At 72.9% G+C, this 26,788-nt stretch carries 23 protein-coding genes and 1 pseudogene; 13 read left to right on the top strand and 11 right to left on the bottom strand.

The genetic code is table 11. The features are described 5' to 3' along the window. Nucleotides 1-51: 51 nt before the first annotated feature. From ACZ6B1_RS28425 to ACZ6B1_RS28435, 3 genes are all read right to left on the bottom strand, one after another. Nucleotides 52-642 carry a hydrogenase maturation protease gene (locus ACZ6B1_RS28425; RefSeq protein ID WP_468782963.1) on the bottom strand — a complete coding sequence of 197 codons (591 nt, stop codon included), beginning with the start codon at nt 640-642 and terminating at the stop codon, nt 52-54. Then, nucleotides 639-2,357, bottom strand: coding sequence for an enoyl-CoA hydratase-related protein (locus tag ACZ6B1_RS28430; RefSeq protein ID WP_468782965.1), 1,719 nt, complete (start codon nt 2,355-2,357; stop codon nt 639-641). The genes ACZ6B1_RS28425 and ACZ6B1_RS28430 overlap by 4 nt, the downstream gene beginning before the upstream one ends. A 160-nt stretch (nt 2,358-2,517) precedes the next feature. Continuing rightward, nucleotides 2,518-3,045 (bottom strand): hypothetical protein, encoded by a 528-nt coding sequence (locus ACZ6B1_RS28435; RefSeq protein WP_468782967.1) that lies wholly within the window; start codon nt 3,043-3,045, stop codon nt 2,518-2,520. A gap of 197 nt (nt 3,046-3,242) precedes the next feature. Here ACZ6B1_RS28435 and ACZ6B1_RS28440 point away from each other — a divergent pair, with 197 nt between their 5' ends. Then, nucleotides 3,243-3,734, top strand: a complete 492-nt coding sequence (locus tag ACZ6B1_RS28440) for a DUF1360 domain-containing protein (protein ID WP_468782969.1) — start codon at nt 3,243-3,245, stop codon at nt 3,732-3,734. Between the two features lie 55 nt (nt 3,735-3,789). Next, the gene (locus tag ACZ6B1_RS28445; protein ID WP_468782971.1) at nt 3,790-4,227 is read left to right on the top strand and encodes a DUF2267 domain-containing protein; all 438 of its coding nucleotides are present in this window, start codon (nt 3,790-3,792) and stop codon (nt 4,225-4,227) included. Between the two features lie 20 nt (nt 4,228-4,247). Here the strand turns inward: ACZ6B1_RS28445 and ACZ6B1_RS28450 are convergent, their stop codons facing one another. Then, nucleotides 4,248-4,409: a hypothetical protein gene (locus tag ACZ6B1_RS28450; RefSeq protein WP_468782973.1), complete on the bottom strand. Its 162-nt coding sequence runs from the start codon at nt 4,407-4,409 to the stop codon at nt 4,248-4,250. A 210-nt stretch (nt 4,410-4,619) separates the two neighbouring features. On the opposite strand from ACZ6B1_RS28450, the gene ACZ6B1_RS28455 reads away from it, so the two are divergent. Both ACZ6B1_RS28455 and ACZ6B1_RS28460 read left to right on the top strand, forming a co-directional pair. Further along, nucleotides 4,620-5,795 carry an AI-2E family transporter gene (locus ACZ6B1_RS28455; protein ID WP_468782974.1) on the top strand — a complete coding sequence of 392 codons (1,176 nt, stop codon included), beginning with the start codon at nt 4,620-4,622 and terminating at the stop codon, nt 5,793-5,795. Between the two features lie 92 nt (nt 5,796-5,887). Next, nucleotides 5,888-6,988 carry an FUSC family protein gene (locus tag ACZ6B1_RS28460; protein ID WP_468782976.1) on the top strand — a complete coding sequence of 367 codons (1,101 nt, stop codon included), beginning with the start codon at nt 5,888-5,890 and terminating at the stop codon, nt 6,986-6,988. Nucleotides 6,989-7,025: 37 nt separating this feature from the next. Here ACZ6B1_RS28460 and ACZ6B1_RS28465 read toward each other — a convergent pair whose 3' ends face one another. Next, entirely contained in the window at nt 7,026-7,877 is an 852-nt protein-coding gene (locus tag ACZ6B1_RS28465; protein ID WP_468782978.1) for a lysozyme, read from the bottom strand. Nucleotides 7,878-7,963: 86 nt separating this feature from the next. Next, nucleotides 7,964-8,617 carry a maltokinase N-terminal cap-like domain-containing protein gene (locus ACZ6B1_RS28470; protein ID WP_468782979.1) on the bottom strand — a complete coding sequence of 218 codons (654 nt, stop codon included), beginning with the start codon at nt 8,615-8,617 and terminating at the stop codon, nt 7,964-7,966. Nucleotides 8,618-8,796: 179 nt separating this feature from the next. Between ACZ6B1_RS28470 and ACZ6B1_RS28475 the strand changes: the two genes are divergently transcribed. Both ACZ6B1_RS28475 and ACZ6B1_RS28480 read left to right on the top strand, forming a co-directional pair. After that, on the top strand, nt 8,797-9,126 hold the full coding sequence (locus ACZ6B1_RS28475) for a DUF5133 domain-containing protein (RefSeq protein WP_468782981.1): 330 nt from the start codon (nt 8,797-8,799) through the stop codon (nt 9,124-9,126). Nucleotides 9,127-9,299: 173 nt separating this feature from the next. Then, entirely contained in the window at nt 9,300-10,217 is a 918-nt protein-coding gene (locus tag ACZ6B1_RS28480; protein WP_468782983.1) for an SGNH/GDSL hydrolase family protein, read from the top strand. A 60-nt stretch (nt 10,218-10,277) separates the two neighbouring features. Here ACZ6B1_RS28480 and pgm read toward each other — a convergent pair whose 3' ends face one another. Then, complete coding sequence (gene pgm / locus ACZ6B1_RS28485; protein WP_468782985.1) at nt 10,278-11,918, bottom strand: phosphoglucomutase (alpha-D-glucose-1,6-bisphosphate-dependent); 1,641 nt, start codon at nt 11,916-11,918, stop codon at nt 10,278-10,280. 187 nt (nt 11,919-12,105) lie between these two features. Between pgm and ACZ6B1_RS28490 the strand changes: the two genes are divergently transcribed. Beyond that, nucleotides 12,106-12,723, top strand: a complete 618-nt coding sequence (locus ACZ6B1_RS28490; RefSeq protein ID WP_468782987.1) for a DUF4328 domain-containing protein — start codon at nt 12,106-12,108, stop codon at nt 12,721-12,723. An 18-nt stretch (nt 12,724-12,741) separates the two neighbouring features. Here ACZ6B1_RS28490 and ACZ6B1_RS28495 read toward each other — a convergent pair whose 3' ends face one another. After that, the gene (locus tag ACZ6B1_RS28495) at nt 12,742-13,578 is read right to left on the bottom strand and encodes a chitosanase (RefSeq protein WP_468782989.1); all 837 of its coding nucleotides are present in this window, start codon (nt 13,576-13,578) and stop codon (nt 12,742-12,744) included. A 150-nt stretch (nt 13,579-13,728) separates the two neighbouring features. After that, entirely contained in the window at nt 13,729-15,273 is a 1,545-nt protein-coding gene (locus ACZ6B1_RS28500) for an MFS transporter (protein ID WP_468782991.1), read from the bottom strand. 274 nt (nt 15,274-15,547) lie between these two features. Between ACZ6B1_RS28500 and mgrA the strand changes: the two genes are divergently transcribed. The 6 genes and pseudogenes from mgrA to ACZ6B1_RS28530 all read left to right on the top strand — a co-directional run bounded on the left by mgrA (nt 15,548) and on the right by ACZ6B1_RS28530 (nt 19,834). Continuing rightward, nucleotides 15,548-16,591, top strand: coding sequence for an L-glyceraldehyde 3-phosphate reductase (mgrA, locus tag ACZ6B1_RS28505; protein ID WP_468782993.1), 1,044 nt, complete (start codon nt 15,548-15,550; stop codon nt 16,589-16,591). Between the two features lie 100 nt (nt 16,592-16,691). After that, nucleotides 16,692-16,874 (top strand): hypothetical protein, encoded by a 183-nt coding sequence (locus tag ACZ6B1_RS28510; RefSeq protein WP_468782995.1) that lies wholly within the window; start codon nt 16,692-16,694, stop codon nt 16,872-16,874. 110 nt (nt 16,875-16,984) lie between these two features. Further along, nucleotides 16,985-17,470 carry a cation:proton antiporter regulatory subunit gene (locus ACZ6B1_RS28515; RefSeq protein ID WP_468782996.1) on the top strand — a complete coding sequence of 162 codons (486 nt, stop codon included), beginning with the start codon at nt 16,985-16,987 and terminating at the stop codon, nt 17,468-17,470. 5 nt (nt 17,471-17,475) lie between these two features. Beyond that, nucleotides 17,476-18,767 (top strand): annotated as a pseudogene (locus tag ACZ6B1_RS28520) (cation:proton antiporter). A 261-nt stretch (nt 18,768-19,028) separates the two neighbouring features. Next, complete coding sequence (locus ACZ6B1_RS28525) at nt 19,029-19,202, top strand: CsbD family protein (RefSeq protein ID WP_468782998.1); 174 nt, start codon at nt 19,029-19,031, stop codon at nt 19,200-19,202. Nucleotides 19,203-19,384: 182 nt separating this feature from the next. Next, a complete protein-coding gene (locus ACZ6B1_RS28530) occupies nt 19,385-19,834 on the top strand; it encodes an ATP-binding protein (RefSeq protein WP_468783000.1) in 450 nt (149 codons plus the stop codon). 21 nt (nt 19,835-19,855) lie between these two features. On the opposite strand, the gene ACZ6B1_RS28535 is transcribed toward ACZ6B1_RS28530, so the two are convergent. Both ACZ6B1_RS28535 and ACZ6B1_RS28540 read right to left on the bottom strand, forming a co-directional pair. After that, a complete protein-coding gene (locus ACZ6B1_RS28535; RefSeq protein WP_468783110.1) occupies nt 19,856-22,189 on the bottom strand; it encodes a PP2C family protein-serine/threonine phosphatase in 2,334 nt (777 codons plus the stop codon). Nucleotides 22,190-22,487: 298 nt separating this feature from the next. Further along, entirely contained in the window at nt 22,488-26,738 is a 4,251-nt protein-coding gene (locus ACZ6B1_RS28540) for a HAMP domain-containing protein (protein ID WP_468783002.1), read from the bottom strand. Between the last annotated feature and the right edge of the window lie 50 nt (nt 26,739-26,788).

Below are 26,788 nucleotides of genomic sequence, written 5' to 3' on the forward strand. Positions count from 1 at the left end.
CGCGGTCGTGGGACGGAAGGCCCCGGCCACGCCCTGTGCGGCCCGGGGGTCTCACCGATCTTCGGCCGCGCCGGCCGTGAGGCGGGGCAGCGCAGCCGTGAGCGGGGGCCCGGATTCCATCGGGCGGCCCAACGGGGGCGCGGGTGCGGCGGGGTCGGCCAGCAGGACGGGGACGAGCGTGTGCAGCGCGTCGACGGCCCGGCCGACGGCCTCCCGCACCGGTGCGCTCAGTCCCGGCGCGATGTCCTCGTCGCCCGTCGGCAGGACGGCGGGCTCGCAGGCGAGCACGAGGACGCGGGGCAGCGGCTCCTCGCCCAGGTGGGTGGCGAGGGCCAGCACCTTCTCCGGGTCGAGGCCGTGCGCCTCGGGCACGACGCTCCCGTCGGGCGGTTCGGCCTCGAGCAGGGTGAGGGTGCCGGGCCGGTGTCCGCGCGGGGCGGCGTCGATCAGGAGGGCGGTGGCGCAGCCGCCGAGCAGGGCGTAGGCGAGGTCCATGCCGCGGATGCCGAAGTCCCGAACCGTGGCGCCGGGCGGCAGCGGGCGCCGGCCGAGGGCGCTGATCACCTCGGGGCCGAAGGCGTCGTCGCCGAGGAAGATGTTGCCGACGCCCGCCACGAGCAGCCGGCCGGGCGGGGCGCTCATCCGAGGTCTCCCGCGACCGGTGCCAGTGGCCGGACGGAACCGGCCGTCTTCTTGCGCACGAAGGCGGAGCGCAGGGCGTGGTACGGGGCCCCGGGGTCGAAGAAGACGGCGTGCATACGGTCGAGTTCGTCGCGTCGGTACTCCGCGAGCGGCCGGCGTGCCTCGTCCAGACGGCGGGCCGTGTCCTTGGCGGCGATCCGCCGGGCGAGGTCCGGAGCGGCCGCGAGGTCCGCGGCCAGCCGCTCGACCTGGGCGCGGAACTCCCCCGGCGCGGCGGGCACCAGCCGGTCCACCAGTCCGATCCGGCCGGCCGAGGCGGCACTGAGCGGCAGCGCCTCGCCGGTCAGCCGGTGGGCCAGGCCGTCTCCCACCCGGCGCGGCAGGGTGTAGGTCCAGAACTCGGAGCCGTACAGGCCCATGCGCCGGTAGTGCGGGTTGAGGACGGTGCCGGTCCGGCACCACACCTCGTCGGCGGCGAGGGCGAGCATGGCGCCGCCCGCGGCCGCGTTGCCGGGGAGTGCGGTCACCACCAGCCGGTCGGTGGTGCGCAGCACCGCCTCCACCAGGTCGTCCATGGCGTTGAGGTTGATCCAGGACTCCTCGGCCGGGTCGGCGGCCGCCTCGATGACGTTCAGGTGGATGCCGTTGGAGAAGAAGTCCCGGTCCGAGCCGAGTACCAGTACGGGGGTGGGGCGGGCGAGCGCGTACCGGTAGGCGGTGAGCAGCCTGCGGCACTGCTCCGTGCTCATCGCGCCGCCGGGGAAGGCGAAGGTCAGGAAGCCCGCGTCGCCGCGCCGGCGGTAGCGGATGTCGCTCCAGGTGCGCCGGTCCGGGGGCGGTTCCAGGGGGACGGTGTCCTCGGGCAGGCGGGGGGCGTCCGGGAAGGAGGCCAGTACGGAGGCGGCCGGGCGCCGGAAGGGCGCGGGGTCGCCGGAGTTCTTGCGCGGGCGCAGTTCCGGGATCCACACGGCGCCGTCGCGGGTGGCGCGGCAGACCGCGCCGGACCGGGTGGCGAGCAGTTCGCCGGGGCGGCCGCGGAGCAGGTCCTCGTGGTGCCCGCCGTGCAGGAACACCTCCCGGCCGAGGAGCTCGTCGAGGACGCCCGGCTGTGAGTCGGCGCCGCGCAGCTTGCGCAGCACGGCCTCGGTGCCGTCGTTCTCCCAGTCGATGCGGCGCCGCTCCTGCCGATGGAAGTCACGCCACACGATCCGCGGCGCGGTGTCCGGGTCGCCGGTCTGCGGGCGGGGTTTGTACGAGGCGTCGGCGTACCGGCGCACGGCGAGCAGGACGGCGGCCACGGCGGCGTCGGAGGCCTCGTTGCGGTACAGGTCGCTCTTGCCGACGGGCGGTACCGGGAAGGGCTGCGCAGCCCAGATGTCGCCGGCGTCCATGGCCGCCTCGGCCTGGAGGACGGTGACGCCCCAGTGCGGGGCCTGTTCGGCGATCGCCCAGTCCAGGGCGGACGGGCCGCGGTCACCGGGTGGTCCCGGGTGCACGATCAGGCAGGTGTGGTCGCGCCAGACGTCCTCGGGCAGGGCCGACTTCAGCATCGGCGCGACGACCAGGTCGGGGCGCAGTTCGCGGACGGCGGCCCGGACCGGGTCCGTGCCCTGCGTGGCGAGCACGACGTCCACCCGGTGGCCCAGGTCCGAGAGCTCGGCGTACACCCGTTGGGAGAGGCTGTTGAACGCGCTTGCGACGAGCAAAATGTCCATGACGCGGCATGTTCGTCCTTTCACGGGGTGCCGTGAAGAACCGGTGCGGCGTTTCGTCAGGCTCGGTCGGATACCTTCCGCCAACCGGCTCGCATGGGGCGCTTTCCGAACGTTCGGCGTCGTTCGGTGTCCGCCGGGAGCGGCGCGCGGCAGCCGGCCGTCAGGCGGCGAGCGCCGGTCCGGCCGCGAGGCGGTCCAGGAGCTGATCGTGGTGGAGCGCGGCCACGGGGGCGAGCAGGTCGGGGTGGCGCAGCAGCGCGGCGGCGCTCCGGTCGCCCTCGTCGGGGGCGAGAAGCCGCCGGAACTCCTCCGCCGGGCCGGAGGTGTGCTCCGAGCCGGCGAGAGCGCCGACGGCCAGCCGGGCCAGATCGGGATCGGCCAGCAGGCTCGCGGCCCAGCTCGCCACGACCTCGTCGACCCAGGTGCGCCACGCCCACTCCTCGGCCGTGCCGTCGCCGCCCGGGTCCGCGCCGCTCATCCAGTCCAGGCGCGCCGCGCCACCGGGGCCGGCCATGGTGACCAGGGCCGCGTCGGTCTCGGTCGGGTACCGCAGCCACGCGGCGGCCGTCACGGCCTGCCGGGCCTGCGCCTCGCAGCGGGCGGTGGCCAGCGCGCCGCCGCTCGCCGGGTAGGAGCCCGTCAGCCAGCGGGCCGTCGCGGCGATGAGGGGAGAGAGGTCTGTGAGCACTGCCGGGCCGTCCGGGACGCGTCGGGGAACAGGGGCTCCGCGCCACGGTAGCCCCGGACCCGGCGCCCGTGGGACGGCTGGGAACTTCGTCATATGTGGCTTCGGCCACGTCACCGCGGCGGTGACGTGTGGCCCGGTACGCGCAGGGAACTCGGGGCGGGCCCGCCCCCGGGCGGGGCGGCGCACCGGGAGGCCCCATGACGACGGACGACGCACGGTACGACGACCGTGGCGAGGTGCCCCTGGCGGGCTACGCCGCTCTCGCCTCCGTGTTCGGCACGGGCGTGAGCACCTACGCGGTGGTGGCCCGGCGACGGGGCGTGACGCTGCCGCGGGAGCTGCCGCCGTGGGACGTCGCCCTGCTGGGCACGGCGACGTACAAGGTGTCCCGGCTGCTGACCAGGGACCGGATCACGAGTTTTCTGCGTGCCCCGTTCTCCCGCCGCGCCGACGAGGGCGAGGCGGGCGAGGTCATGGACGAGCCGCGGGGCACCGGCATGCGCAGGGCGGTGGGCGACCTGCTGGCGTGCCCGTTCTGCACCTCGGCCTGGGTGGCGACGGCACTGATGTGCTCCTACGCCGCGTCGCCGCGGCTGACCCGGCTGGTCGGCGGGGGTTTCAGCGCGCTGACGGTGGCGGACTGGCTGCAGTACGCGTGGACGTGGACCCAGCGGACGGCCGACGGCTGAGCCGGCCGCCGGACCGGACGGCCGGGCCGCCGCCGATGAGGAAGGAACCGGCCTGATGCATCACGACGAGATGATCGGAAAGGTACGGACCCTGGCCCGGCTGCCCGACAGCGGCACGGCGGAGCGGGCGACGCGGGCGGTGGTGTGCACGCTCTCGGAACGGCTGCCGTCCGGGCTGGCCCGCCATGTGGCCGCGCAGCTGCCGCCGGACCTCGCGGCCTCCATGCGGGAAGCGGCCGCCGAGGCCGGTGCCGACTCGGGTCACGCGGGTGAGCGTTTCGGTCTCACGGTGTTCGCGGGCCGGATCGCCGACCGGGCGGGTACGGACGAGGACACGGCCCTCAGGGAGGCCGCGGCCGTCCTGGAGGTGCTCGACGCGGCCCTCGCCCCGGAGCTGACCGAACGGATGGCCGGTGCGCTTCCCTCGGACATCCGGGAGCTGCTCCCGGTGGAGCGCGCCGCGGGAGAGGGCGGGGAGCAGGGACGGCGGTGACGGCGGCGGGCGGCCGTGCGTCACCGTTGGTGCGGCACCCGTCCCCAGGGGCGCCGGAAGAAGGGCCGCCTGCGGGCGTGCCGCGCCCCGCTGGGCCGGGTGACCCAGCGGCCCTCGACCTGGTCGAGGCCGAAGAGCAGCACGCTGAGGGCGGGAAGCAGCAGAAGTGCGACGAAGACCACTGGAGGAGCTCCTCCCTGCGAGTACGGCGGGCGAGTGCCCGTGCCGGCGCCGCCCCAACGTCCACGGCGTGTGAAGGTCCTGTGACGCCCCCCGCGTCGGTGGAATCGGACGGCGCCGGGCGGGACGGGCGCGTTGTGCGGGTACGGCGCCCACCTGCCCGTAACGTTGCCGACAGTGACCGAAAGTCACACCATCGACACGGTGAGCGCATGGGAGGCCGGGTGGGCGGTCCGGGACGGCGGGCGGGCCGGGGACGCCGGACGCGTGGGACGGTGCTGGGCAGCCGGCCCGCGCACTCCGTGCGGCTCCCGGCGGGCGCCCGTCCCGGTCCCGACGCCGCGGTGGCGGCGCGGATCATGCCCTGGCTGCGGATCACCGCGGCCTACGCCTGGCGGCTCATCCTGGTCGGCGCCGTGGTGTACGGCGTCTTCACCGTGCTCGGCCGCTTCCAGCTCATCGCCGTGGCGCTGTTCCTCGCTCTCATCATCACCTCGGTCCTGCGTCCGCTCGCCGATCTGCTCGGCCGCGTCCTGCCGCGGCCGATGAGCGTCGCCGTCGCCCTGGTCGGCAGCCTGTTGCTGCTGCTCTCCCTGCTCGCGCTCGTGGGCAACGCGGTGGCGAGCGAGTCGGCCACGCTGGCGGGTGAGCTCCGCGGCGGGGTGCACCGGATCGAACTGTGGCTGCAGCGCCCACCGCTCCGGCTCAGCGCGGGCCGGCTCTCCGCCCTGGAGAACCAGGTGACGAACTACATCGACGCCCACCGCTCCAAGCTGCTCAGCAGCGCGGTGACCCAGCTCGGCAGGGTGGTGGAACTGGTCACGGGCGGCGCGCTCGCGCTCTTCGCCTCGGTGTTCTTCATCCACTCCGGTGAGCGCCTGTGGGCCTGGGCGCGCGACCAGCTGCTGCCGAGCGGAGCGCGTGCGGCCTGGGACCGGGCGGGGAGCACGGCCTGGCGGACGTTCGCCGGATACACCCGGGGGATCATCATCGTCGCCGCCACCAACGCCGTACTCGTCGGCATCGCCCTGCTCGTGCTGCGGGTGCCGCTGGCGCTGCCCCTGACGCTGCTGGAGTTCTTCGCCGCGTTCGTACCCCTGGTCGGCTCGCCGGTGGCGCTCGGGGTGGCCACCGTGGTGGCCCTGGCCGGGCGCGGGCCGCTGACGGCCCTGGCCGTGCTCGCGCTCATCGTCGTCATCGGCCAGTTCGAGGGGCATGTGCTGCACCCGCTGGTCCTGAGCTGGGCGGTCCGGCTGCACCCGCTCGTCGTCGCCGTGTCCGTCATCGCGGGCAGCATCGTGGGGGGAGTGATCGGGGCGGTCGTGGCCGTCCCGTTCGTCTCGGTGGTCTGGGCGGTGATGCGCGCGCTGCGCCCCGCTCCGCCCTGAGCGTAACGGCCCCCGCATGGGGACCCGCTCCTCGTGGCACCCGGTGCGTCGTGCGTGGAATGCGATTGATGTGGCAAGCGGTACGACGGGATATGTCGGAGGCGGTGGCGGCGGTGCGCCGGGCCGCCGCGGGGCCCGGCCGGGAGCGGGATCTGGCCGTGCAGGCGCTGAAGGCCGCGCTGGCCGCCTGGGTGGCCTGGGCGGTGGCGGGCTGGTGGCTGAAGGCGCCGGTGGCGTTCGTCGCGCCCTGGGTGGCGGTGGTGCTGGTGGAGTCGACCGTGTACCGGTCCATCGCGCGCGGGCTGCAGCAGCTCGCCGCGATCGCGGCCGGTACGGTCGTCGCCACCGCCGTCGGACTGCTGCTGAGCGACACGATGACCGCGATGGCCATCGTCCTGCCCTCGGCGATGCTGCTGGGGTGCTGGCGGCGCCTGGGCAGTCAGGGGATCTACGCGGCCACCGGCGCCCTGTTCGTCCTGACCGGAGGTGCCGTGTCGGTCGGCACCTCGGCGGCACGGCTCGGCGAGGCCCTCTTCGGCGCCCTGGTCGGCATCGCCGTCAACGCGCTGATCCGGCCCCCCGTGTACCTGCGCGACACCAGTGCGGTGCTGCGAGACGCCACCGACGAGGCCCACGACATCCTGCGCGACGTGGCCGACGGGCTGGCCGAGGGACGCTGGGACGCCGAGGAGGCCGGCGCCCGGCACGAGCGCGCCCTGCGTCTGCGCTCCCGGGTGGAGCAGGCCCATGCCGCGGTGGACCTCGGCCGGGAGAGCCTGCGGGCCAACCCGCGCCGCCGGAACGGAGCCGCGGCGCTGCCCGGCAAGGGGTACGACGACGCCGTCCTGGTGCTGGACTACGCGGCCGTGCACACCGCGGGTGTGACCCGTACGGTGCTCGAGGCCGCGGCACAGGACCGCCCCGCGCCCCGGCCGCACCCGGAACTCGCCCGCCGCTACGCGGCGTTCCTGTACCAGACCGCTCACGCCCTGCGGCTCTACAGCCACAGCCGGTTCGGTCATTCGAGCGAGGACGGACTGCGCGAGGCGGTGGCGGAACTGCGCGGCACGCTCCAGGAACTGCGCCGGGACCTGGTCCGCTCGACGACGGACGACCCGGACGACATCGCGACCTACGGGGCGCTGCTCGCCCAGGCCCACCGGCTGGCGGACCATCTGGTCGTCCCGACCTGACGCGGGCGGCGGCGGGCGCGGTGCCGCCCGCGGCACGTCAGCCCTTGGCGAGCGCGACGACCTTGTCCACCGAGCCGTCGAACCTGTCGTGATCGCCGACCGTCGGGCCGGTCGAGGTGTACTGCCACATGGTGTACGCCGACCAGCCCGAGGGCAGCGTCCCCGCCGAGGAGGCGTAACGGGCGATCCAGAGCGGGTTGTTCGCGCCGAAGCCGCCGTAGTTTCCGGTGCACTGGGTCCACCAGCTGGTCGCCGTGTAGATGACGGCGTGGCGGCCGGTGCGCGTCTTGTAGCGGTTCAGGAAGTCGCGGATCCAGGTGACCATCCCGCTCTGCGACTTGCCGTAGCAGTCGGCGCCGTACGGGTTCCACTCGATGTCGAGCACACCGGGCAGGGTCTTGCCGTCCTTGGACCAGCCGCCGCCGTGGTCGACGAAGTAGTCGGCCTGGGTGGCGCCGTTGGTGGTGTCGGGGGTCGCGAAGTGGTAGGCGCCGCGGATCATGCCGGCGTCACGCGACCCGGTGTACTGCTGCGTGAAGTAGGGGTTCGTGTAGTACGTCCCTTCCGAGGCCTTGGTATAGGCCCAGCGGACGCCGCTGCTCCACAGCGTCGGCCAGGCGACGTTGCCCTGGTAGCTGGCGACGTCCACGCCTTCGGTCTGGGTCGCCCGGGGAACCGACGGCGTGGCCTCGTCCGTGGGGCCGGTGCCGTCGTGGGTCAGTACTCCGATGCCCATGTAGGCGCTGCCGCGCTCGGGCGTGGACCCGCCGGCCGGCGAGGGCACGGCCGCGGGTGTCGTCAGGGACAGCAGGAGGCCGGTCAGAGCGCCGGTGACGGACCAGCGTGAGCGGCGGCGGTGAAGGGTTATATGGCTTCGCACGGAATCCATCTGACCCGGGGTCGGACCGCACCGCACTCCGGATACGGCCGTGCGGTGTCACTCCGGCCGGACGTTGGGCCATGCGGATGTGGCGGTCAGCGGGAGCCCAGGGTCATGAGGACGGCGCCGAGACGGGTGCCGTCCGGCCCCGGCCAGCCGCCCGCGACATGACCGAGCGGGTCGCCGTCGGGCAGCGGCGCGGTCCCGGCGACGGGGACGGGGACGCGGTGGACATGGAGGGTCGTGCCGTGCGGCGCGGGCAGGCGGGTGCCGTGTTCGTCGTCGGTGGGGCGCGGGGTGAGTTCTCCCCGGGGGAACGGCTCGCCGGTGTAGGCGCGGGTCACCTCCCGGTCCGGTGTGTCGGTGATGCTCTGCGCCATGGCCCCGGCCCGGCCCTCGATCAGCGAGAGCAGCTCGGTGAGCAGCACCGGGTCGTGGCAGCCGTCGTAGACCCAGCGCTTGCCCAGCACACCGTGCTCCGACGTGCCGATCAGCGCGTGCTCGGCACCGGCCAGCGGGGCACCCCGGTAGGTGAGCGGAACCAGGTAGGCGACCGGCTCGGGGCCGGAGGTGTCCGTGGTCACCATGAACTCGATCCCGACCTCGCCCGCCGGATCGTCCAGCCGGAAGCCGCCGGACTTCTCCAGTTCGGGGGACGGTCCCCCGCGGTACCACGGGCGGCCGGGCAGCCATTCGGCGAGGAGTTCCAGTTTGGTCGGAGTGAGGGTGGTGCGGTGGATGACGGCCATGCGGCAACTCCTCCTGCGTCGCGGGGACATGGGTGCCCCCAGCTTTTCACATCCGCGCGAGGGCATGATCGGATCCGCCGGGGACCAGCCCGGCGGACCGGGTGACATGCCGGGCCGCGGCGCGGGTAGTCGGCTCTCGACTTGATCGACCTCGGCTTCGCACCAGGAAGGCGGATCTCATGCTGATGGCTCACCCCGCGGTACTGAAGGACCTGATCGCACAGTACGAGACCCTCACGCTGCTCGGCGCCGAGGAGAGCACGCCGCAGGCCCGGCAGCGGCTGGCGGACATCGCCTACTCGCTGTGCGTGGCCACGGGCACCAAGGACGTCGACATGGCGCTGATAGCCGCCCGGCACCGGCTGTCCGGGGCGCGCCCCGAGGACGACTCCCTGCTGGGGCCGACCGCCGTGCTGGACTCCGCTCCGATGATGGACCCTGCTCCCGTGATGGAGCCGGCCGCCACGACGGACTCGGCCGCCGTGGCGGGACCTGCGCCCGGGGTCTGACGGTACGGCTGCCCGGGGCGGCGCGCGCGGTCGTGCCCGCCCCGGCCCCGGCGGCCGCGAATGTTCCTTCCCGCTTATGGCCCGCGTGACCTACTGGGCGGTATACAGGCCCAGTTGAAACGCGGACCGCCGCTCGGGGCGGGCCCGTGTGCCCGGCCTCTGGGGGAGGAACCATGGCGAACGACACGCGCGCGGCCGACGGGGCGAGAGGCCGGTGGCGGACCACCGTACTGGGGACGGCACTCGGGGGCTGCGCCCTCGTCGCCGCCGCCACGGTGCCCGCCGCCGCCCACCCCGCCGGACACGGCCACGAGCTCACCTATGTCTCCCTCGGGGACTCCTACACCTCGGGCCCGCTCATCCCGCGGCAGGTGAACGCCGAGTGCGCCCGCTCCGACCACAACTACCCCTCGTTGCTGGCGTCGTGGCGCGGGGTGAGCACGTTCAAGGACGTGAGCTGCGCCGGGGCCACGACGAACGAGATGTGGCAGGCGCAGGGGAGCAACGCGGCACAGCTCGACGCGCTGGACCGGAACACCGACCTGGTGACGGTCCAGATCGGCGGCAACGACGTCGGGTTCGGCTCGATCATCAGCACCTGCGCCCGCCTCGGTGCCCAGGAGCCGGCCGGCAACCCCTGCGAGCGCTCGTACAAGTCCGGCGGATACGACCAGTTGGCCCTCGCCGTCCTGCGCACCGCGCCGAAGATCGACCAGGTGCTGCGGGCCGTGCACCGGCGCGCACCGCACGCGCGGGTCGTCCTCGTCGGTTACCCGGACCTGCTCCCCGACGACGGCGTCGGCTGTTTCCCGGCGGTGCCGTTCGCGGCGAAGGACTTCCCCTATCTCCGGGACACCGAGAAGCGGCTGAACCTGATGCTGCGCACGGTCGCCGCGTGGAACCGGGTCGAGTACGCCGACACCTACGGGCCCACGGTGGGCCATGACATGTGCAAGGCACCCGCCGACCGCTGGATCGAGCCGCTGAGGCCGGCCGCGCCCGCGGCCCCCGCGCATCCCAACGCGCGGGGCGAGGACGCCATGGCGCGGGCCGTGCTGGACCGGCTGGACCACGGGCGCGGGCGCGGCTGAGCACCGCGCGGCGACGGCCCCGGCGCAGGCGCGCCGGGGCCGTCGTACGGTCCGCGGGGCTCAGCCGCCGAGCGCGGCCTGGACCACGCCCTTGGCCTCCTCCTGCACCCGGGCGAGGTGGCCGGGGCCGAGGAAGGACTCGGCGTAGACCTTGTAGACGTCCTCGGTGCCCGAAGGGCGGGCGGCGAACCAGGCGTTGGCGGTGGTGACCTTGATCCCGCCGATGGCGGCGCCGTTGCCGGGCGCCTCGGTGAGGACGCCGGTGACCGCCTCGCCCGCCAGGGTGTCGGCGGTGACCTGGGCCGGGGACAGCTTGGCGAGCAATGCCTTCTGCTCACGGGTCGCCGGGGCGTCGATGCGGGCGTAGGCGGGTTCGCCGAAGCGGGCGGTCAGGCCGGCGTAGTGCTCCGAGGGGGTCCGGTCGGTGACGGCCGTGATCTCGGAGGCGAGCAGGGCCAGCAGGATGCCGTCCTTGTCGGTGGTCCACACCGAGCCGTCCCGGCGCAGGAAGGACGCCCCGGCCGACTCCTCGCCGCCGAAGCCGAGGGTGCCGCCGGCCAGCCCGTCCACGAACCACTTGAACCCGACCGGCACCTCGACCAGTTGCCGGTCCAGGTCGGCGGCGACCCGGTCGATCATCGTGGAGGAGACCAGGGTCTTGCCGATGCCGGTGCCGGCGGGCCACTGCTCGCGGTGCCGGTAGAGGTAGGAGATGGCGACGGCGAGGTAGTGGTTGGGGTTCATCAGGCCCCCGTCCGGGGTGACGATTCCGTGCCGGTCGGCGTCGGCGTCGTTTCCGGTGGCGATGCGGAACCGGTCGCTCTGCTCGATCAGCGAGGCCATCGCGTAGGGAGACGAGCAGTCCATGCGGATCTTGCCGTCCCAGTCCAGCGTCATGAAACGCCAGGTGGGGTCGGTGTGCGGGTTGACCACGGTCAGGTCGAGGCGGTGCTGTTCGGCGATCCGACCCCAGTAGGCGACGGACGCACCGCCGAGCGGGTCGGCGCCGATACGCACCCCGGCCGCGCGGATCGCGTCGAGGTCCAGGACGCTCGGCAGGTCGCCGACGTAGGCGCCGAGGAAGTCGTAGCGCCGGGTGGTGCCGGCGGCGAGGGCGCGGGCGTACGGCAGCCGCCGTACCTCCTTCAGGCCACCCGTGATGATCTGGTTGGCGCGGTCCTGGATCCAGGACGTCGCGTCCGAGGCAGCCGGGCCGCCGCTGGGCGGGTTGTACTTGAATCCGCCGTCGGCGGGCGGGTTGTGCGACGGGGTGACGACGACGCCGTCGGCGAGACCGGTGTCACGGCCCCGGTTGTGGGTGAGGATGGCGTGCGACACGGCCGGGGTCGGGGTGTAGCCGTCCGCGCTGTCGATGAGCACGGTCACGTCGTTGGCCGCGAACACCTCCAGCGCGGTGACCCTGGCGGGCTCGGACAGGGCGTGCGTGTCGGTGCCGAGGAACAGCGGGCCGTCCACCCCCTGCGCCGAGCGGTACTCGCAGATGGCCTGGCTGGTGGCGGCGATGTGGTCCTCGTTGAAGGCGCTCGCCAGGGACGAACCCCGGTGTCCCGACGTGCCGAACGCCACCCGCTGACCGGGGTCCGCCGGGTCCGGACGCAGCGCGTAGTACGCCGTGACCAGCCGGGCCACGTCGATGAGGTCCTCGGGACCGGCCGGCCGTCCCGCTCGCTCGTGCGGCATGAGTCCGCTCCTCCGCATCGGTGTGATCGATCGCTCGGGGTCCATCTTTCCCCGTCGGGGCCCCGACGTGCGAGTGCGCCCGTACCGAGCACGGCGCACCGGCCCCGGACTGTCCTATGATCCGCTCCTCCGACGATCATCTTCAGCCACGCTCCCGTGCGCCCTCACGACAGGCAGGTAACCGCCCGTGTCCGGACCCACCGTCAAGGCCCCCTGGCTGCTCGCCCGTTTCGCTCAGGCCGCCGTGGCCGCGGCGGCCGCGGCGGAGGTCGCCCGGGCCGTGACCGTGCGCGCGCACGCGCTCCATCCGCTGGACACGTCCGAGAGCACGTCGGGGCGGGTGTCCCAGGTGTACGTGAACCTGATGATCGTCGCGGCGGTGCTGTTCCTGGTCTGGTTCACCCGCTGCCGGCGCATCGCCCGGTCGCTGTCCCCGAGCCCCCTCCCGGGCTCGGCCCCATGGGCCGTGTTCTCCTGGCTGATCCCGGTGATCAACATGTGGGTGCCGCGAGGGCTGGTCCTCGACGTCCTCCGGGCGAACGGTCCCGAAGCGGCGGTGCTGCGCGACCGGGTGCTGGTGAACGTCTGGTGGGCGACGTGGATCGGACACGCACTGGTCGCGGCCGTGAGCGGCGGGCCGGGGCAGGGGACGTCACTGGGCCTGCTCCTGGTGGCCGAGGGTCTCGAACTGGCCGCGGGCGCCCTGGCGATCGCCGTGATCCAGCGGGTCACGGGGCGGCAGGCCGCCGCGCTGGAATCGACGCTCCCGGTCCCGGGCGCCGCGAGCCTGCCGCGTCTGTCATAGCGATCCGGCCGTGGGGCCTCAGCCGATGTGGTAGCTGTCGCCGTACACCTTCCAGTCCAGCGGCGTGTTCAGGTCGAGGTTGCCCTTGCGCAGGAAGACCCGCTGTGCGGTGTCGACCCTGCTGGTGTCGCTGTGGGCCTCTTCCTGCTTCATGGCCCACACCCGCGCGTCCAGGAAGGCGTTCAGGTACGCCGTCTCGCCGCCGCCCTGCGCCGGCGGCCTGGCGCTGCGCAGGGCCCGGCTCCTGATGCTGCGGAAGCTGGTGGGATCGTCGCCGTCGCCGTGCATGACGATGGCGTCGTAGTACGCGAACTGGCCGAGTGCGCGCAGCCCGTCCGCCTTGCCCCGGGCGACGGCGGGGTCGAAGTAGACCCGGTCGCGTTCGTCGTTCTGCGCCTGCTGGAAGGCCGGGTCCTGGGCGGCCCTGCGCCAGTCCCGGGGGTAGTCGGGGTCCAGGCCGTCGTGCGAGTCGGTGCCGTCGACCCGGCGCAGGGCGGGCAGGTACCTGGCCAGGACGTTGCCTGGCGCGCGGTCGGTGTAGAGCTGGACGAGGTCGAGCATGTCGCCGGTGCCGGAGCAGAAGCCGATGATGCCGGCGGTGTAGCCGCGTCCGTCGCCGATGTCCTCGATGTACTTGTACTGGGCCTTCCAGTCGAGTGAGGAGTTCTCCGCGCTGGAGACGAGCCGCATGGCGATATCCTTTTTCGCCGGGTCGTCGAGGCCGGGCGCGGCAGCCGAGGCGCGCGGGACGCCGGCGAGCAGGGTGCCGGTGGCGGCGGCGCCCAGCAGCGCGACGGCGGTGCGGCGGGAGAGAGCGGTGCGGGCGGCTGCCGGCCGGCGGTCTGTGTAGGCCACAGGGGCTCCAAAGGGGGGTGGGGGGGCTGGGAGTTGGTCCGTGCCGAACTGATAGGAAAGTTTCCTATCGTGTATGGCGAGGGCCTGTAACCCATCCGGCGCGAAGTTCGTAGGATCGAACAGTGCGCTCCCCGGGGCCGTCGGGCCGGCTCACCCGTGCGGCGTGCCGGCCCGCTCCCGCGCGAAGGCGTACAGCTCCTTCGAAGTGGTGATCAGCTCCCCACGTTCCTCCTGCGAACCGACCATCGGCTGCGAGCCGTTGAGCGGCACCTGGGCGCTCTCCGGCAGGAACTTCACCGTCAGCAGGCCGATCGCGCCGGCCAGCATCAGGTAGTAGGCCGGCATCAGGTCGTCGCCGGTGGCATCGACCAGCGCGGCGGTGACCAGCGGTGTGGTGCCGCCGAACGCGGCGACGGCGATGTTGAAGCCGATGCCCATGGCCGCGTAGCGGACGGCGGTCGGGAAGAGCGCGGGCAGGGTGGCCGCGCTGGGCGCGGCGAAGCACGCCAGCAGGGTGGACAGCAGCAGGACGCCGAGGATCGGCGGCCAGGTCCCCTCCGCCTTGATCAGCAGGAACGCGGGAACGGCCAGCACGATCATGGCGGCCGCGGCGACGGCGTACAGCGGGCGCCGGCCGACGCGGTCGCTGAGCCGGCCGAGGAAGGTGATCAGCAGGACGATCCACACCATGCCGATCAGCACCAGGACGTCGGCGGAGCCGCTGGAGCGGTGCAGCGTCTCGGTCTGGTAGGTCGGCAGATAGCCGGTGACCATGTAGTTGGTGACGTTGTAGAGCAGCACCAGGCCCATGCAGATGAGCAGGGCGGGCCAGTGGTTCTTCACGATGTCCTTGAACTCGCTGCCCGCCGACTCCTGCGCCAGGCTCTTCTCGTGCTCGTCCAGCTGCTGCTGGAAGGCCGGGGACTCCTCGAGCTTGAGCCGCATGTAGAGGCCGATCACGCCGAGCGGCCCGGCGATCAGGAAGGGGACCCGCCAGCCCCAGGAGAGCATCTGGGCGTCGGTCAGCATCAGGTTCAGCGCGGTCACCAGGGCCGAGCCGAGGGCGTAGCCGACGAAGGTGCCGAAGTCGAGCCAGCTGGAGAGGAATCCGCGCCTGCGGTCCGGCGAGTACTCGGCGACGAACGTGGTGGCGCCGCCGTACTCGCCGCCGGTGGAGAACCCCTGCACCATACGGGCCAGCAGGAGCAGCACCGGAGCGGCGATGCCGATGGTGGCGTAGCCGGGGATGATTCCGATGGCGAAGGTTCCGATCGCCATCATGATCATGGTGGTGGCCAGCACCTTCTGCCGGCCGATCCGGTCGCCGAGCGGCCCGAAGACCAGGCCGCCCAGGGGCCGTACGACGAAGGCGGCGGCGAAGGTCGCGAAGGAGGAGATCACCTGGGCCGCCGGGGAGGCGCCGGGGAAGAACACCTTGCCGATGGTGGCGGCGAGGTAGCTGTAGACGCCGAAGTCGAACCACTCCATGCAGTTGCCGAGCGCGGAGGCGCCGACCGCGCGCCTGAGCAGTGGCGGTTCGACGACCTGGACGTCGTCCTTGCGGAAGGCCCGCCGGTTGCGGCGGAGCCTGCGGGTCAACTCCTCGCGAACCTGGCGCGGCAGCTCCGCGACGGCCCTCGCGCTCCCCGGCCCCGCCCCGGCCCGGTGTTCACCCTCCGGCGTCACCTCGCTCATGGGCGCCTCCCTTCCCACTGACCGCCGGCCCGGCCCCCGACCGGCCGGCTCTTCTCGCACGTGCCGTCCGTCTGCCCCGCTTCGCACCCGCCACACAGCAAAGTGATCACGCCCCCACCGGTCACCGGGTGCCGCACCGCGCCACGATTCAGAAGACGGACCGCTCAATGCCATGAAAGGCGGCGGTTGGACTTACGAATCTTGGAGGCGCAGGGTGGACGTGCCCCCTCGCACACGACGGGCACCCCCTACGGCACCACCCGGAGACGACCCGATGAACCACGTCGCGGACCCCGCTCGCTACGACGGCACCATGCGCTACCGGCGCACCGGCCGCTCGGGCCTGGACCTCCCGCTCCTGTCCCTGGGTTACTGGCACAACTTCGGCGACGACCGCCCCTTCGAGACCCAGCGCGAGATCGCGCTGCGCGCCTTCGACCTCGGGATCACCCACCACGACCTGGCCAACAACTACGGCCCGCCGTACGGCGCCGCCGAGATCAACTTCGGCCGGCTGCTGCAACGGGACCTCGCGCCGTACCGGGACGAGCTGGTGATCTCCACCAAGGCGGGCTGGGACATGTGGCCCGGGCCCTACGGGCAGGGGGGCGGCTCCCGCAAGTACGTGCTGGCCTCGCTGGACCAGTCGCTGAGGCGCATGGGCGTGGACTACGTGGACATCTTCTACTCCCACCGGCTGGACGCGACCACGCCGCTGGAGGAGACGATGGGCGCGCTGGACACGGCCGTCCGCCAGGGCAAGGCCCTCTACGTCGGCATCTCCTCCTACGACGCCGAGCGCACCCGGCAGGCCGCCGCGATCCTGCGCGAGCTGGGCACGCCGCTGCTGATCCACCAGCCGTCGTACAGCATGCTCAACCGCTGGATCGAGACCGACGGCCTGCTGGACACGGCCGAGGAGGAGGGTTTCGGCGTCATCGGGTTCACGGCGCTCGCCCAGGGGCTGCTCACCGGCCGCTACCTGGACGGCGTGCCCCAGGACTCGCGGGCCGCGGCGGGCAAGTCCTTCGACCCGTCCTGGCTGACCGAGGACATGCGGAACCGACTGCGGGCCCTGAACGACATCGCCGCGCGCCGCGGGCAGAGCCTCGCGCAGCTGGCGCTGGCCTGGGCGTTGCGCGACGAGCGGGTCACCTCGCTGGTCATCGGGGCCTCGCGCACCGAGCAGCTCGAGCAGAACGTCGCCGCACTGGAGAACCTCGAGTTCAGCGCCGAGGAACTGGCCGAGATCGACAAGCTGGCCACCGACGGCGGAGTGGACCTGTGGCGGGAGGCGCGCCAGGGAGCCCTCGGGTGATGTCTGGCACTGAGTGACACAGGCCATAGACATAAAGGAAAAGTCGGACATAATGGAAGTCATTCGGACCGCGACCGCGACTCGAGGAGCCGCTCCCCGTATGGCTTACGGAGCCCACCACAGCCCCTTCCCGCCGCCCCACCCCGACCTCGGCCTCGCCCGCCACTGCGAGCACTGCCTCGGCTGGGGAACCGTCGTCACCCGCGACGGTGAGCACGAACTGTGCCGCACCTGTCAGCCAGGCCCGTACGACGGCGACAGCGACCCCGGCTCCCCCTCCTAGCCGCCGCCCGCCCCCTGCTCGGACCGGGCCCCGCACGGCCGTGCGCCACCAAGGGTTAAGCTCCCGGTAATGGTTTCCCCAAGAAATCTTCAAATCGAGCAGGGGCGGTCATGGGCGCAGCGCGCACCAGCAGTACACCGTTGCCGGGAATCGGTGTGCGGTACGACCTGACGACGCGGGAGCGGCAGCGCCTGTCGGTGGTGGCCCACCGCGACGGCGCGAGAACCCTCAGCGCGTACCAGGGCGGTGATCCCGACGCCTGCGCCCTGTCCGCGCGGCTCACCGGCGGAGAGGCACAGGCTCTGGCCGAGGCGCTCCAACCGACGCATCACAGCCCGAACCTGCTCTCCACCACGGAGCTGGGCCTGGTGGCCGAGCGGATCGAGCTGTCCGCGGCCTCCCACTGGAACGGCCGGCTGCTCGGCGACACCCGGATGCGCACCGAGACCGGGGTCTCCATCGTGGCCGTGCTGCGGCGCGCCGAGGCGATACCCTCACCCGGCCCCGGCTTCCGGCTGGCCGGCGGGGACACCCTGATCGTGATCGGCACCCGCGAGGGCGTCGACGCGGCCGCCGTCATCCTCGGCCGGGAGTGACGCGGATGCATTCCTCCGCGGTCTTCCTCATCGAATTCGGTGCGATCATCCTCGGCCTCGGGCTGCTGGGCCGGCTCGCCGCGCGCCTGAGTTTCTCCCCCATCCCCCCATCCCCCTGTACCTGCTGGCCGGGCTGGCCTTCGGCGAGGGCGGGCTGCTGCCGCTCGGCGCCAGCGAGGAGTTCGTGGCGATCGGCGCCGAGATCGGCGTCGTCCTGCTGCTGCTGATGCTGGGCCTGAAGTACACCGCCAGCGACCTGGTCTCCAACCTCAGAACCCAGTACCCGGCCGGGATCGTCGACGCCACCCTCAACGCCCTGCCCGGTGCCGTCATGGCACTGCTGCTCGGCTGGGGCCCGATCGCCGCCGTCGTCCTCGCCGGCATCACCTGGATCTCCTCCTCCGGTGTCATCGCCAAGGTCCTCGGCGACCTCGGCCGGCTAGGCAACCGCGAGACCCCGGTGATCCTCAGCATCCTGGTGCTGGAGGATCTGTCCATGGCGGTCTACCTGCCGGTCGTCACCGCGCTGCTGGCCGGGACCGGAGTCGCGGCCGGCAGCGTGACACTCGCCTTGGCCCTCGGCGTCGCCGGGCTGGTCCTGCTGGTGGCGGTGCGGTTCGGGCGGCACATCTCGCGCTTCGTCTCCAGTGACGATCCGGAGAAGCTGCTGCTCGTCGTGCTGGGACTGACCCTGCTGGTGGCCGGTGTGGCCCAGCAGCTCCAGGTCTCGGCGGCGGTCGGCGCGTTCCTGGTCGGCATCGCGCTCTCCGGCGAGGTCGCCGAGGGTGCGCACAATCTGCTCGCGCCGTTGCGGGACCTCTTCGCGGCGGTGTTCTTCGTCTTCTTCGGCCTGCACACCGACCCGGCGAGCATTCCGCCGGTACTGCTGTCCGCCCTCGCCCTGGCGGTCGTCACGACGCTCACGAAGATCGCGACGGGCTACTGGGCGGCGCGCCGGGCGGGCATCTCGGCGAAGGGCAGATGGCGGGCCGGCGGCACCCTGGTGGCCCGCGGCGAGTTCTCCATCGTCATCGCCGGTCTCGCGGTGACCGCGGGCATCGAGTCCGACCTCGGCCCGCTGGCCACGGCGTACGTCCTCATCCTGGTGGTCCTCGGCCCCCTCACCGCCCGCTACACGGAACCGGTCGGCCGCCGGCTGGCCGCCCTTGGCGGCCGCCGTCCGGCACCGGCCGCGGGCCCGGCCGCGGACGCCACGTCGCTCACCGAGGACGCCATGTCGCTCACCGATGACGCCGGGGCCGCGCCGCGAAACCAGGACACGGTCGGCCGTCCCTGACCCGGACACCGGGGGGAACGAGAGCCCGCACGCCCTCAGCCGCCGCCCCACTCACCGCCCCGGCCCGGACCTCACCGCTCATCCGGCTGACGCCCGGGACGTCCAGGCCGGGCAGGGCGGGCCGGGACGGCGACACGTGCCGTGACCTGCGGACGGACGAACTGGACCGGCGCGGCGGAAGGAGAACGGGTTTGGACCGGGGCAGAACGGCAAACCGGATGTCGACCGCACATCGGAACGACGTTGGGATGTGACTACTCCATGGCTGGCAACGAGAAGGCAAAGGCCAAAGCGGAGCAGGCCAAGGGCAAGGCCAAGGAGGCCGTGGGCCGCGCCGTCGGCAACGAGCGCATGGAGGCGGAGGGCCGCATGGAGGGCGCGAGGGGCGACGCCCGGCAGGCCAAGGAGAAGGGCAAGGACGCCTTCAAGCGCTGACGCGCACTGAGCCGGAGCAGCATGCCGGGGCGGGCCGCGGTAGTCGATCGAAATCGATTTCCGCGGCCTGCCCCGGTTCGCGTGTACTTGATCGACCCTCCAGCGGGTATCCGCGAGAAGGACGGCACGATCCCCCTAGATCAGGAAGGGACCCCGACCCCGGAGGAAGAGGGCATCGAGGTATGGACATCGATCTGTCGACTCACACGGCCACGCGGGCCCGCCCCGGACCCCTGCGGCACAGCCGCACCTGGGATTCCGGCGCGCCCCGCATCGCCGAGGCGAGGGATGCGGTCGGCGCCCTCCTGGCGCGGGCGCGTCCCGCACCGGGCCGGCGCGCGGTCCAGGATGCCCAGCTCGTCGCCAGCGAACTCGTCACCAACGCCGTCAAACACGCTCCCGGCCCGTGTGCCCTCCGGCTGGAGCTGGCGCCCGACGCCACCGCGCTGAGCATCACGGTCGTGGACACGTCCCCGGACCTGCCCCGGCAGCCGCCGCCCGACCCGCGTCGGGTGGGCGGCTACGGGCTGCTCCTGGTGAACATGCTCAGCGGGGGCCTGGAGGTCACCCCGCTGCCGCGCGGCAAGCGCGTCACCGCCACCGTCGCCCTGCACGCCGCCGCCGGCGGCTGACGCGCGGCGGCGGCGCCCGGCTCAGGCCAGCCTGATCCCCACGATGCAGGTGTCGTCGTCGGTGTCCGACCTGCTGTGCGTGAGCAGCCGGTCCAGGTGCTGGTCCAGGCCGCCGGGTGCCGAGCGCGCCATGGACAGCAGGTGCGACACGGACTCCTGGACGGAACGGTCCCGGCGCTCGATCAGACCGTCGGTGTACATCAACAGGGTGTCCCCGGCCGCCAGTTGAACCTCCGTCTCCTCGTACACGGCGTCCGGTACGGCGCCCAGGAGCAGCCCCTGGAGCGTGGGCATGGCCGTGGCCTCCGCGTCCCGCACCAGGACCGGCGGGAGATGGCCCGCGCGGGCCCAGCGCAGGGTGCGCCGCTCCCCGTCGTACAGACCGCACACCGCGGTGGCGGTGACGGCCCCGGTCAGATGGTGGGCGACGATGTTCAGCCAGGACAGCAGCTGCGCCGGACCGGCACCGGTGACGGCCAGGCCGCGCAGGGCGTTGCGCAGCACGACCATGCTGGTAGCCGCCTCTATGCCGTGTCCTGCGACATCCCCCACGCACAGCAGCACCAGGCCCGAGGGCAGCACCACAGCGTCGTACCAGTCGCCGCCGACGAGCTGCTCCGTCTCGGCCGGCCGGTACCGCACGGCCACCTGGAGGTCGGGCACCTCCAGGGGGGCCTGCGTCGGGGGCATGATGGCGTGCTGGAGCTGCAGGGCCAGACGGTTGCGCTCGTCGGCCTGCTGCTCGGTGTGGGCGAGCTGGTCACGGGTGGCGGCCAGGGCGACCTCCGTCCAGTGCTGGGCGGAGATGTCCTGGTAGGCACCGCGGACGACGAGGAGCTGGCCGTCGGTGTCGAGGACGGGTTCGGCCACCACCCGCACGTGCCGGGTCACCCCTTCCGGCCGCTGCAGCCGGAAGGCGACGGAGGCCGGGCGCCGGTGGTGCACCAGGGTGCGCAGGAACCGGCCGATGCCGACGGCGTCGTCGGGGTGCGCGTGCGCGGCCAGGTCCTCGAGCCGGACCGGAGGGCTGGTGGGCGGCCGGCCGTACAGGTCGAAGAGCTGCCCGTTCCAGGTGATCTCGGCGGTCAGCAGGTTCTCCTCGAAGCCGCCGATACGGCCGAGCCGCTGGGCGTGCTGGAGCAGGCTGGCCAGGCGGGCCGCCTCGTCCTCGATCCGCCAGATCAGCAGCACGCTGGAGCCGTGCCGGCTGATGCTGATGTCCGCGACGGCCGACAGCGGCACCTGGTCGACCAGGGCGGTGAGCCGCATGCGGTGGGCACGGAACGGCTCGCCGGTGGCGTAGACCCGCTCCACCCGCTGGAACAGCTCGTTGGCCCCGGCGGCCATCGGGTAGGCCTCCAGCAGCAGGGCGCCGCCGACGACGGCCCGCGGCCGGCCCGCGGGATCGAGGAAGCGGCTGTTGACGTGCTGGATGCGGAAGTCGACAAGCTGTCCGGTGTCGTCGAGGTGCGGCACCAGGACCAGGGCCGGGTCGTGCAGCCCGTCCGCCAGGTCCATCAGTTCCACGACGTCCGGCAGCACCCGGTCCTCCCGGGCCCCGGGCAGCAGCGGATGGGACTCCAGGGTGTGCGCGCACAGTTCGGCGAGCGCCTCGAGCTGACGGACCACCTGGGGCGGCCTCGGGCCCTCGGGGCCCGGCCAGGCGATCTCCAGGACGCCGTGGATGCGGCCGCCCACGCCGGCGGGCACGGCGGCCCGGGCGCCCTCCGCGAAGTCCCGGCGGCCGATGGTGGGCAGCCCGGACTCGGCGAGGGACGTCAGCCACTGGCCGTCCCGTTCGGTCAGGCCGCGCCGGGCCACGGTGGCCACGTCCGGCGGGACGTAGCGCCAGCGGTCCGCCTCGGCCTGTGGGAACCCCGCGCTGCCCGCGAGGGTCAGCGAGCCGTCGGAGCCGGCGGCCCAGACGGCGACCGCCACCGCGCCGAGCGGCCGCAGGGCGTGCTGGAGCAGCGATTCGGCCACCGCCTGGGTGTCGTGGGCGGCGAGGACGCCGCTCTCGGCGGCGCGCAGCCGCACGGCGGCGGAGTCCTCGACCTGCTCGGCCGGGTCCGCGGTGGCGGCCAGGAAGGCCTTGGCGACCTCGGAGACCCGGTCCCGGGCGGCCTGGTTGATGACCTCGACGGCGAACTCCAGCGGGGTCACCCGGGCCTGCTCGGTCAGTTCGGCGAGCTGGCGGGCGGCCTGGGCCGGGCCGCAGCCGAGGCGCTCGACCAGGATGCCCTTGGCCAGTTCCAGCAGTGCCCGGCCCTCGGCCTCGGCCTGCGCCGCCCGCACCTCCCCGCGCAGCCGCTCGACGGTGGCGGCCAGCCTGCCCACGGGCGAGGTGGCCGGCACCCCGGACGGGCCGGCGGGGCCGCCCTCCTCCGGCGGACCGGAGAGCTGTGCGGCCTCCGTCACCGTCAGGCCGAAGGGGGCGAAGTCCCCCGGCAGACCCGACGGCTCCCCGGCTCCGTGCGTGCCGGACGGTTCCACCGTGCCGGGCGTGCCGGACGGTTCCACGGCCCCGGGCGTGCCGGGGTCGGCGGGCGTCCCGGCGCCGGGAGCGCCCGTATGCAGGGTGGCCGCCTCGGACAGCGGTTCGTAGTCGTTCACCGGTCACCTGCTCCTCGGGCGGCGGTCATGCGTCGCGTCCTCATGCGGGCAGCCAGCGCCGGACGCAGGCGATGAGGTCCTGGGTGTCCACCGGCTTGGTGACGTAGTCGCTGGCGCCGGACGCGAGGCTCTTCTCCCGGTCGCCCTGCATGGCCTTGGCGGTCACGGCGATGACCGGCAGGTCGGCGTACCGGGGCATCCTGCGGATCTCGGCCGTGGCGGTGTAGCCGTCCATCTCGGGCATCATCACGTCCATCAGGACGAGTTCGACGTCCGGGTTGTTCACCAGCGTGTCGATGCCCTTGCGGCCGTTCTCCGCGTGCAGCACGCGGAAACCGTGCAGTTCGAGGATGCCGCTGAGCGCGAACAGGTTCCGGGCGTCGTCGTCGACGACGAGGACCGTCCGGCCGCGGGTCCGCTCGTCGACCGGCTGGGGCGCCGTGAGCTGCGGCTCCTCGCCGCGGACCAGGGTGAGCACCTCGCCGGGCTCCTCGGCCGACAGGTGCAGGGCGATCCGCTCGCGCAGCTCGTCCAGGCTGTACAGGTACTCCAGCGAGCCGCCCGCCGTGTCCTCGGCGAGGTGCTCGGTGCGGTGCGAGCTGTGCACCAGGACCGGGACGCTCGCCAGGGCGGAGTCGCCGCGCAGCGCCCGCAGGAAGCGTGCCGACTCCCCGTCCGGCGCGCCGAGTTCGACGACGACGCAGTGGCAGGGTTCGGCGGCGAGCGCACCGGCCGCCTCGTGCGCGCCGACCGCGGCGATGATGTCGACGGTGGCGCCCTCGGCGCGGCCGTGCCCGAGATCCCCGACGACGCTCTCTGCGACGAGCGTGAGCAGGCCGCGCGGCCGCTCCTCCACCACCAGCAGGCGGCGCGGGCGTTCCCGTCTGACGGACGCCGGGGGCGCGCCCTCCGGGACCGCGGTTCCGGGCGCCGTGCCGGCCGGCGACAGCTCGGGCGGCTTCGGCGCGCTGCGCAGCAGCTCCTCGAAGTCCACCCGGGCGACGGGCAGGAAGAGGGTGAAGGTGCTGCCCTTGCCGGGTGTGCTGGTCACGGTGACGGCGCCGCCGAGGAGATGGGCGATCTCCCGGGTGATGGACAGGCCGAGGCCGGTGCCGCCGTACTTGCGGCTGGTGGTGCCGTCCGCCTGCTGGAAGGCACCGAAGATGGTCTCCCGCTGCTGTTCGGGGATGCCGATGCCGGTGTCCTTGACCCGGAACGCCACGATGGTTCCACCCCGCACCACGCCCTGGGGCACCTCGTCGTCGGGGGCGGGTTCGATGCGCAGCTCGACGCTGCCCTGCTCGGTGAACTTCACCGCGTTGGAGAGCAGGTTGCGCAGGATCTGCCGCAGCCGGGAGTCGTCGGTGAGCAGGTCGGCGGGGGCCCCGGGCGCGGTGGAGACGGTGAAGTCCAGGCTCTTCTGCGAGGTCATCGGGCGGAAGGTGGCCTCGACGTACTCGATGAGCTGCCGCAGCGGGACCCGCTCGGGACTGACGTCCATCTTTCCGGCCTCGACCTTGGACAGGTCGAGGATGTCGTTGATGAGCTGCAGCAGGTCGGAACCCGCGGAGTGGATGATGCCGGCGTACTCGACCTGCTTCGGGGTGAGGTTGCGGGAGGGGTTCTGGGCCAGGAGCTGGGCGAGGATGAGCAGGCTGTTGAGCGGGGTGCGCAGCTCATGGCTCATGTTCGCGAGGAACTCGGACTTGTAGCGGGAGGCGAGCGACAACTGCTGGGCGCGGGCCTCCAGTTCCTGCCGCGCCTGCTCGATCTGCAGGTTCTTCGCCTCGATGTCCCGGTTCTGGTCGGCCAGCAGGGAGGCCTTGTCCTCCAGTTCGGCGTTGGACTGCTGCAGTTCCTCCTGGCGTGCCTGCAACTCGGCCGAACGGGAGCGCAGTTCGCTGGTGAGGCGCTGGGACTCCTCCAGCAGTTCGTCGGTGCGGGCGTTGGCGACGATCGTGTTGACGTTGACGCCGATGGTGTCGACGAGCTGCTGCAGGAAGTCCCGCTGGACGGGCGTGAACGCGGTGACCGAGGCGAGCTCGATGACACCGAGGACCTGCTCCTCGAACAGGATGGGGAGCAGCAGCAGGGCGGTGGGCTCGACCTGCCCGAGCCCGGAAGAGATGGTGACGTAGCCGGGCGGCAGCTCGTCCACGGCGATGGTGCGGCGGCTGCGCGCGGCCTGGCCGACCAGGGAGCGGCCGAACTGGATGCGGGCGGGCCGGTTGTCCTCCTCCGGCCTGCCGTAGGCGCCGACGAGCCGCAGTTCGGGCCCGGCCTCGCCGTCCTCGGCGAGGTAGAAGGCGCCGTACTGGGCGGAGACCTGGGGCACCAGCTCGTCCATGATCAGCTCCGCGACGACGGGCAGGTCGCGGTGGCCCTGCATGAGGGCGGAGATACGGGCGAGGTTGGTCTTGAGCCAGTCCTGTTCCTGGTTGGCCAGGGTGGTCTCGCGCAGGGACTCCACCATGGAGTTGATGTTGTCCTTGAGGTCGGCGACCTCGCCGGAGGCGTCGACGGTGATCGACCGGGTCAGGTCGCCCTCGGCGACGGCGCTGGCCACGTCGGCGATGGCGCGCACCTGCCGGGTGAGGTTGCCGGCGAGTTCGTTGACGTTCTCCGTCAGGCGCTTCCAGGTGCCGGAGACGCCCTCGACCTCCGCCTGTCCGCCGAGCCGGCCCTCGGTGCCGACCTCGCGGGCCACCCGGGTCACCTCGTCGGCGAACGCCGAGAGCTGGTCCACCATCGTGTTGATGGTCGTCTTCAGTTCGAGGATCTCGCCGCGCGCGTCGACGTCGATCTTCTTGGAGAGGTCACCCCGGGCCACGGCGGTGGTCACCAGCGCGATGTTGCGCACCTGGCCGGTGAGGTTGTTGGCCATGGAGTTGACGTTGTCGGTGAGGTCCTTCCAGGTGCCGGCCACGTTGGGCACGTGGGCCTGTCCGCCGAGCCGGCCCTCGGTGCCGACCTCGCGGGCCACGCGGGTGACCTCGTCCGCGAACGCGGATAGCGTGTCGACCATGGTGTTGATGACGTCGGCGAGCGCGGCGACCTCGCCCTTGGCCTCGACGGTGATCTTCTGCGACAGGTCGCCCTTGGCGACGGCCGTGGCGACCTGGGCGATGGAGCGGACCTGACCGGTGAGGTTGGACGCCATCACGTTGACGTTGTCGGTGAGGTCCTTCCAGGTGCCCGAGACCCCGCGCACGGTGGCCTGTCCGCCGAGGTTGCCGGCGGTGCCGACCTCGCGGGCCACGCGGGTCACCTCGTCGGCGAACGCCGAGAGCTGGTCCACCATCGTGTTGATGGTGTTCTTCAGCTCGAGGATCTCGCCGCGCGCGTCCACGGTGATCTTCTGCGACAGGTCGCCCTGCGCCACCGCGGTGGCCACCTGGGCGACGTTGCGCACCTGGGCGGTGAGGTTGCCGCCCATGAAGTTGACCGAGTCCGTGAGGTCCCGCCAGGTGCCCTTGACCCCCTTGACGTCGGCCTGACCGCCCAGCCGGCCCTCGGTGCCCACCTCGCGGGCCACCCGGGTCACCTCGTCCGCGAACGCCGAGAGCTGGTCCACCATCGTGTTGATGGTGCTCTTCAGCTCCAGGATCTCGCCCCGGGCGTCCACCGTGATCTTCTGCGACAGGTCGCCCTGCGCCACCGCCGTCGTCACCTGGGCGACGTTGCGCACCTGGGCGGTGAGATTTCCGGCCATGAAATTGACCGAATCCGTGAGGTCCCGCCAGACACCGGCGACCCCGGGCACCTGCGCCTGCCCCCCGAGGCGCCCCTCGGTGCCCACCTCGCGCGCCACCCGGGTCACCTCGTCGGCGAACGCGGAGAGCTGGTCGACCATCGTGTTGACGGTCTCCTTGAGCTGCAGGATCTCGCCGCGCGCGGGCACGTCGATCTTCTGCGACAGGTCGCCCTTGGCGACGGCCGTGGCGACCTGGGCGATGTCGCGCACCTGGGTGGTGAGGTTGCCCGCCATCGCGTTCACGGAGTCGGTGAGGTCGGCCCAGGTGCCGGAGACGCCCGGCACCTCCGCCTGGCCGCCGAGGGTGCCCTCGGTGCCCACCTCGCGGGCCACCCTGGTCACTTCGGAGGTGAACACGGACAACTGGTCGACCATGCCGTTGAAGACGGTGGCGATGTCGCCCATCAGGCCGCTGGAGTCGTCCGGCAGACGTGTGCCGAAGTCGCCGTCGCGGACCGCCGTCAGCCCCGCGAGGAGCCGTCTCAGTTCCTGTTCGCCCGGGACCGCGTCGCTCGTCCCAGTCGCCTTGCCGGCCATGTGCACCCTCGTTCCGCTCCCCAGGAGCCCTCGGGCAGAGGGCTCGGAAC

The organism is Streptomyces sp. NPDC041129 (genome assembly GCF_055592265.1).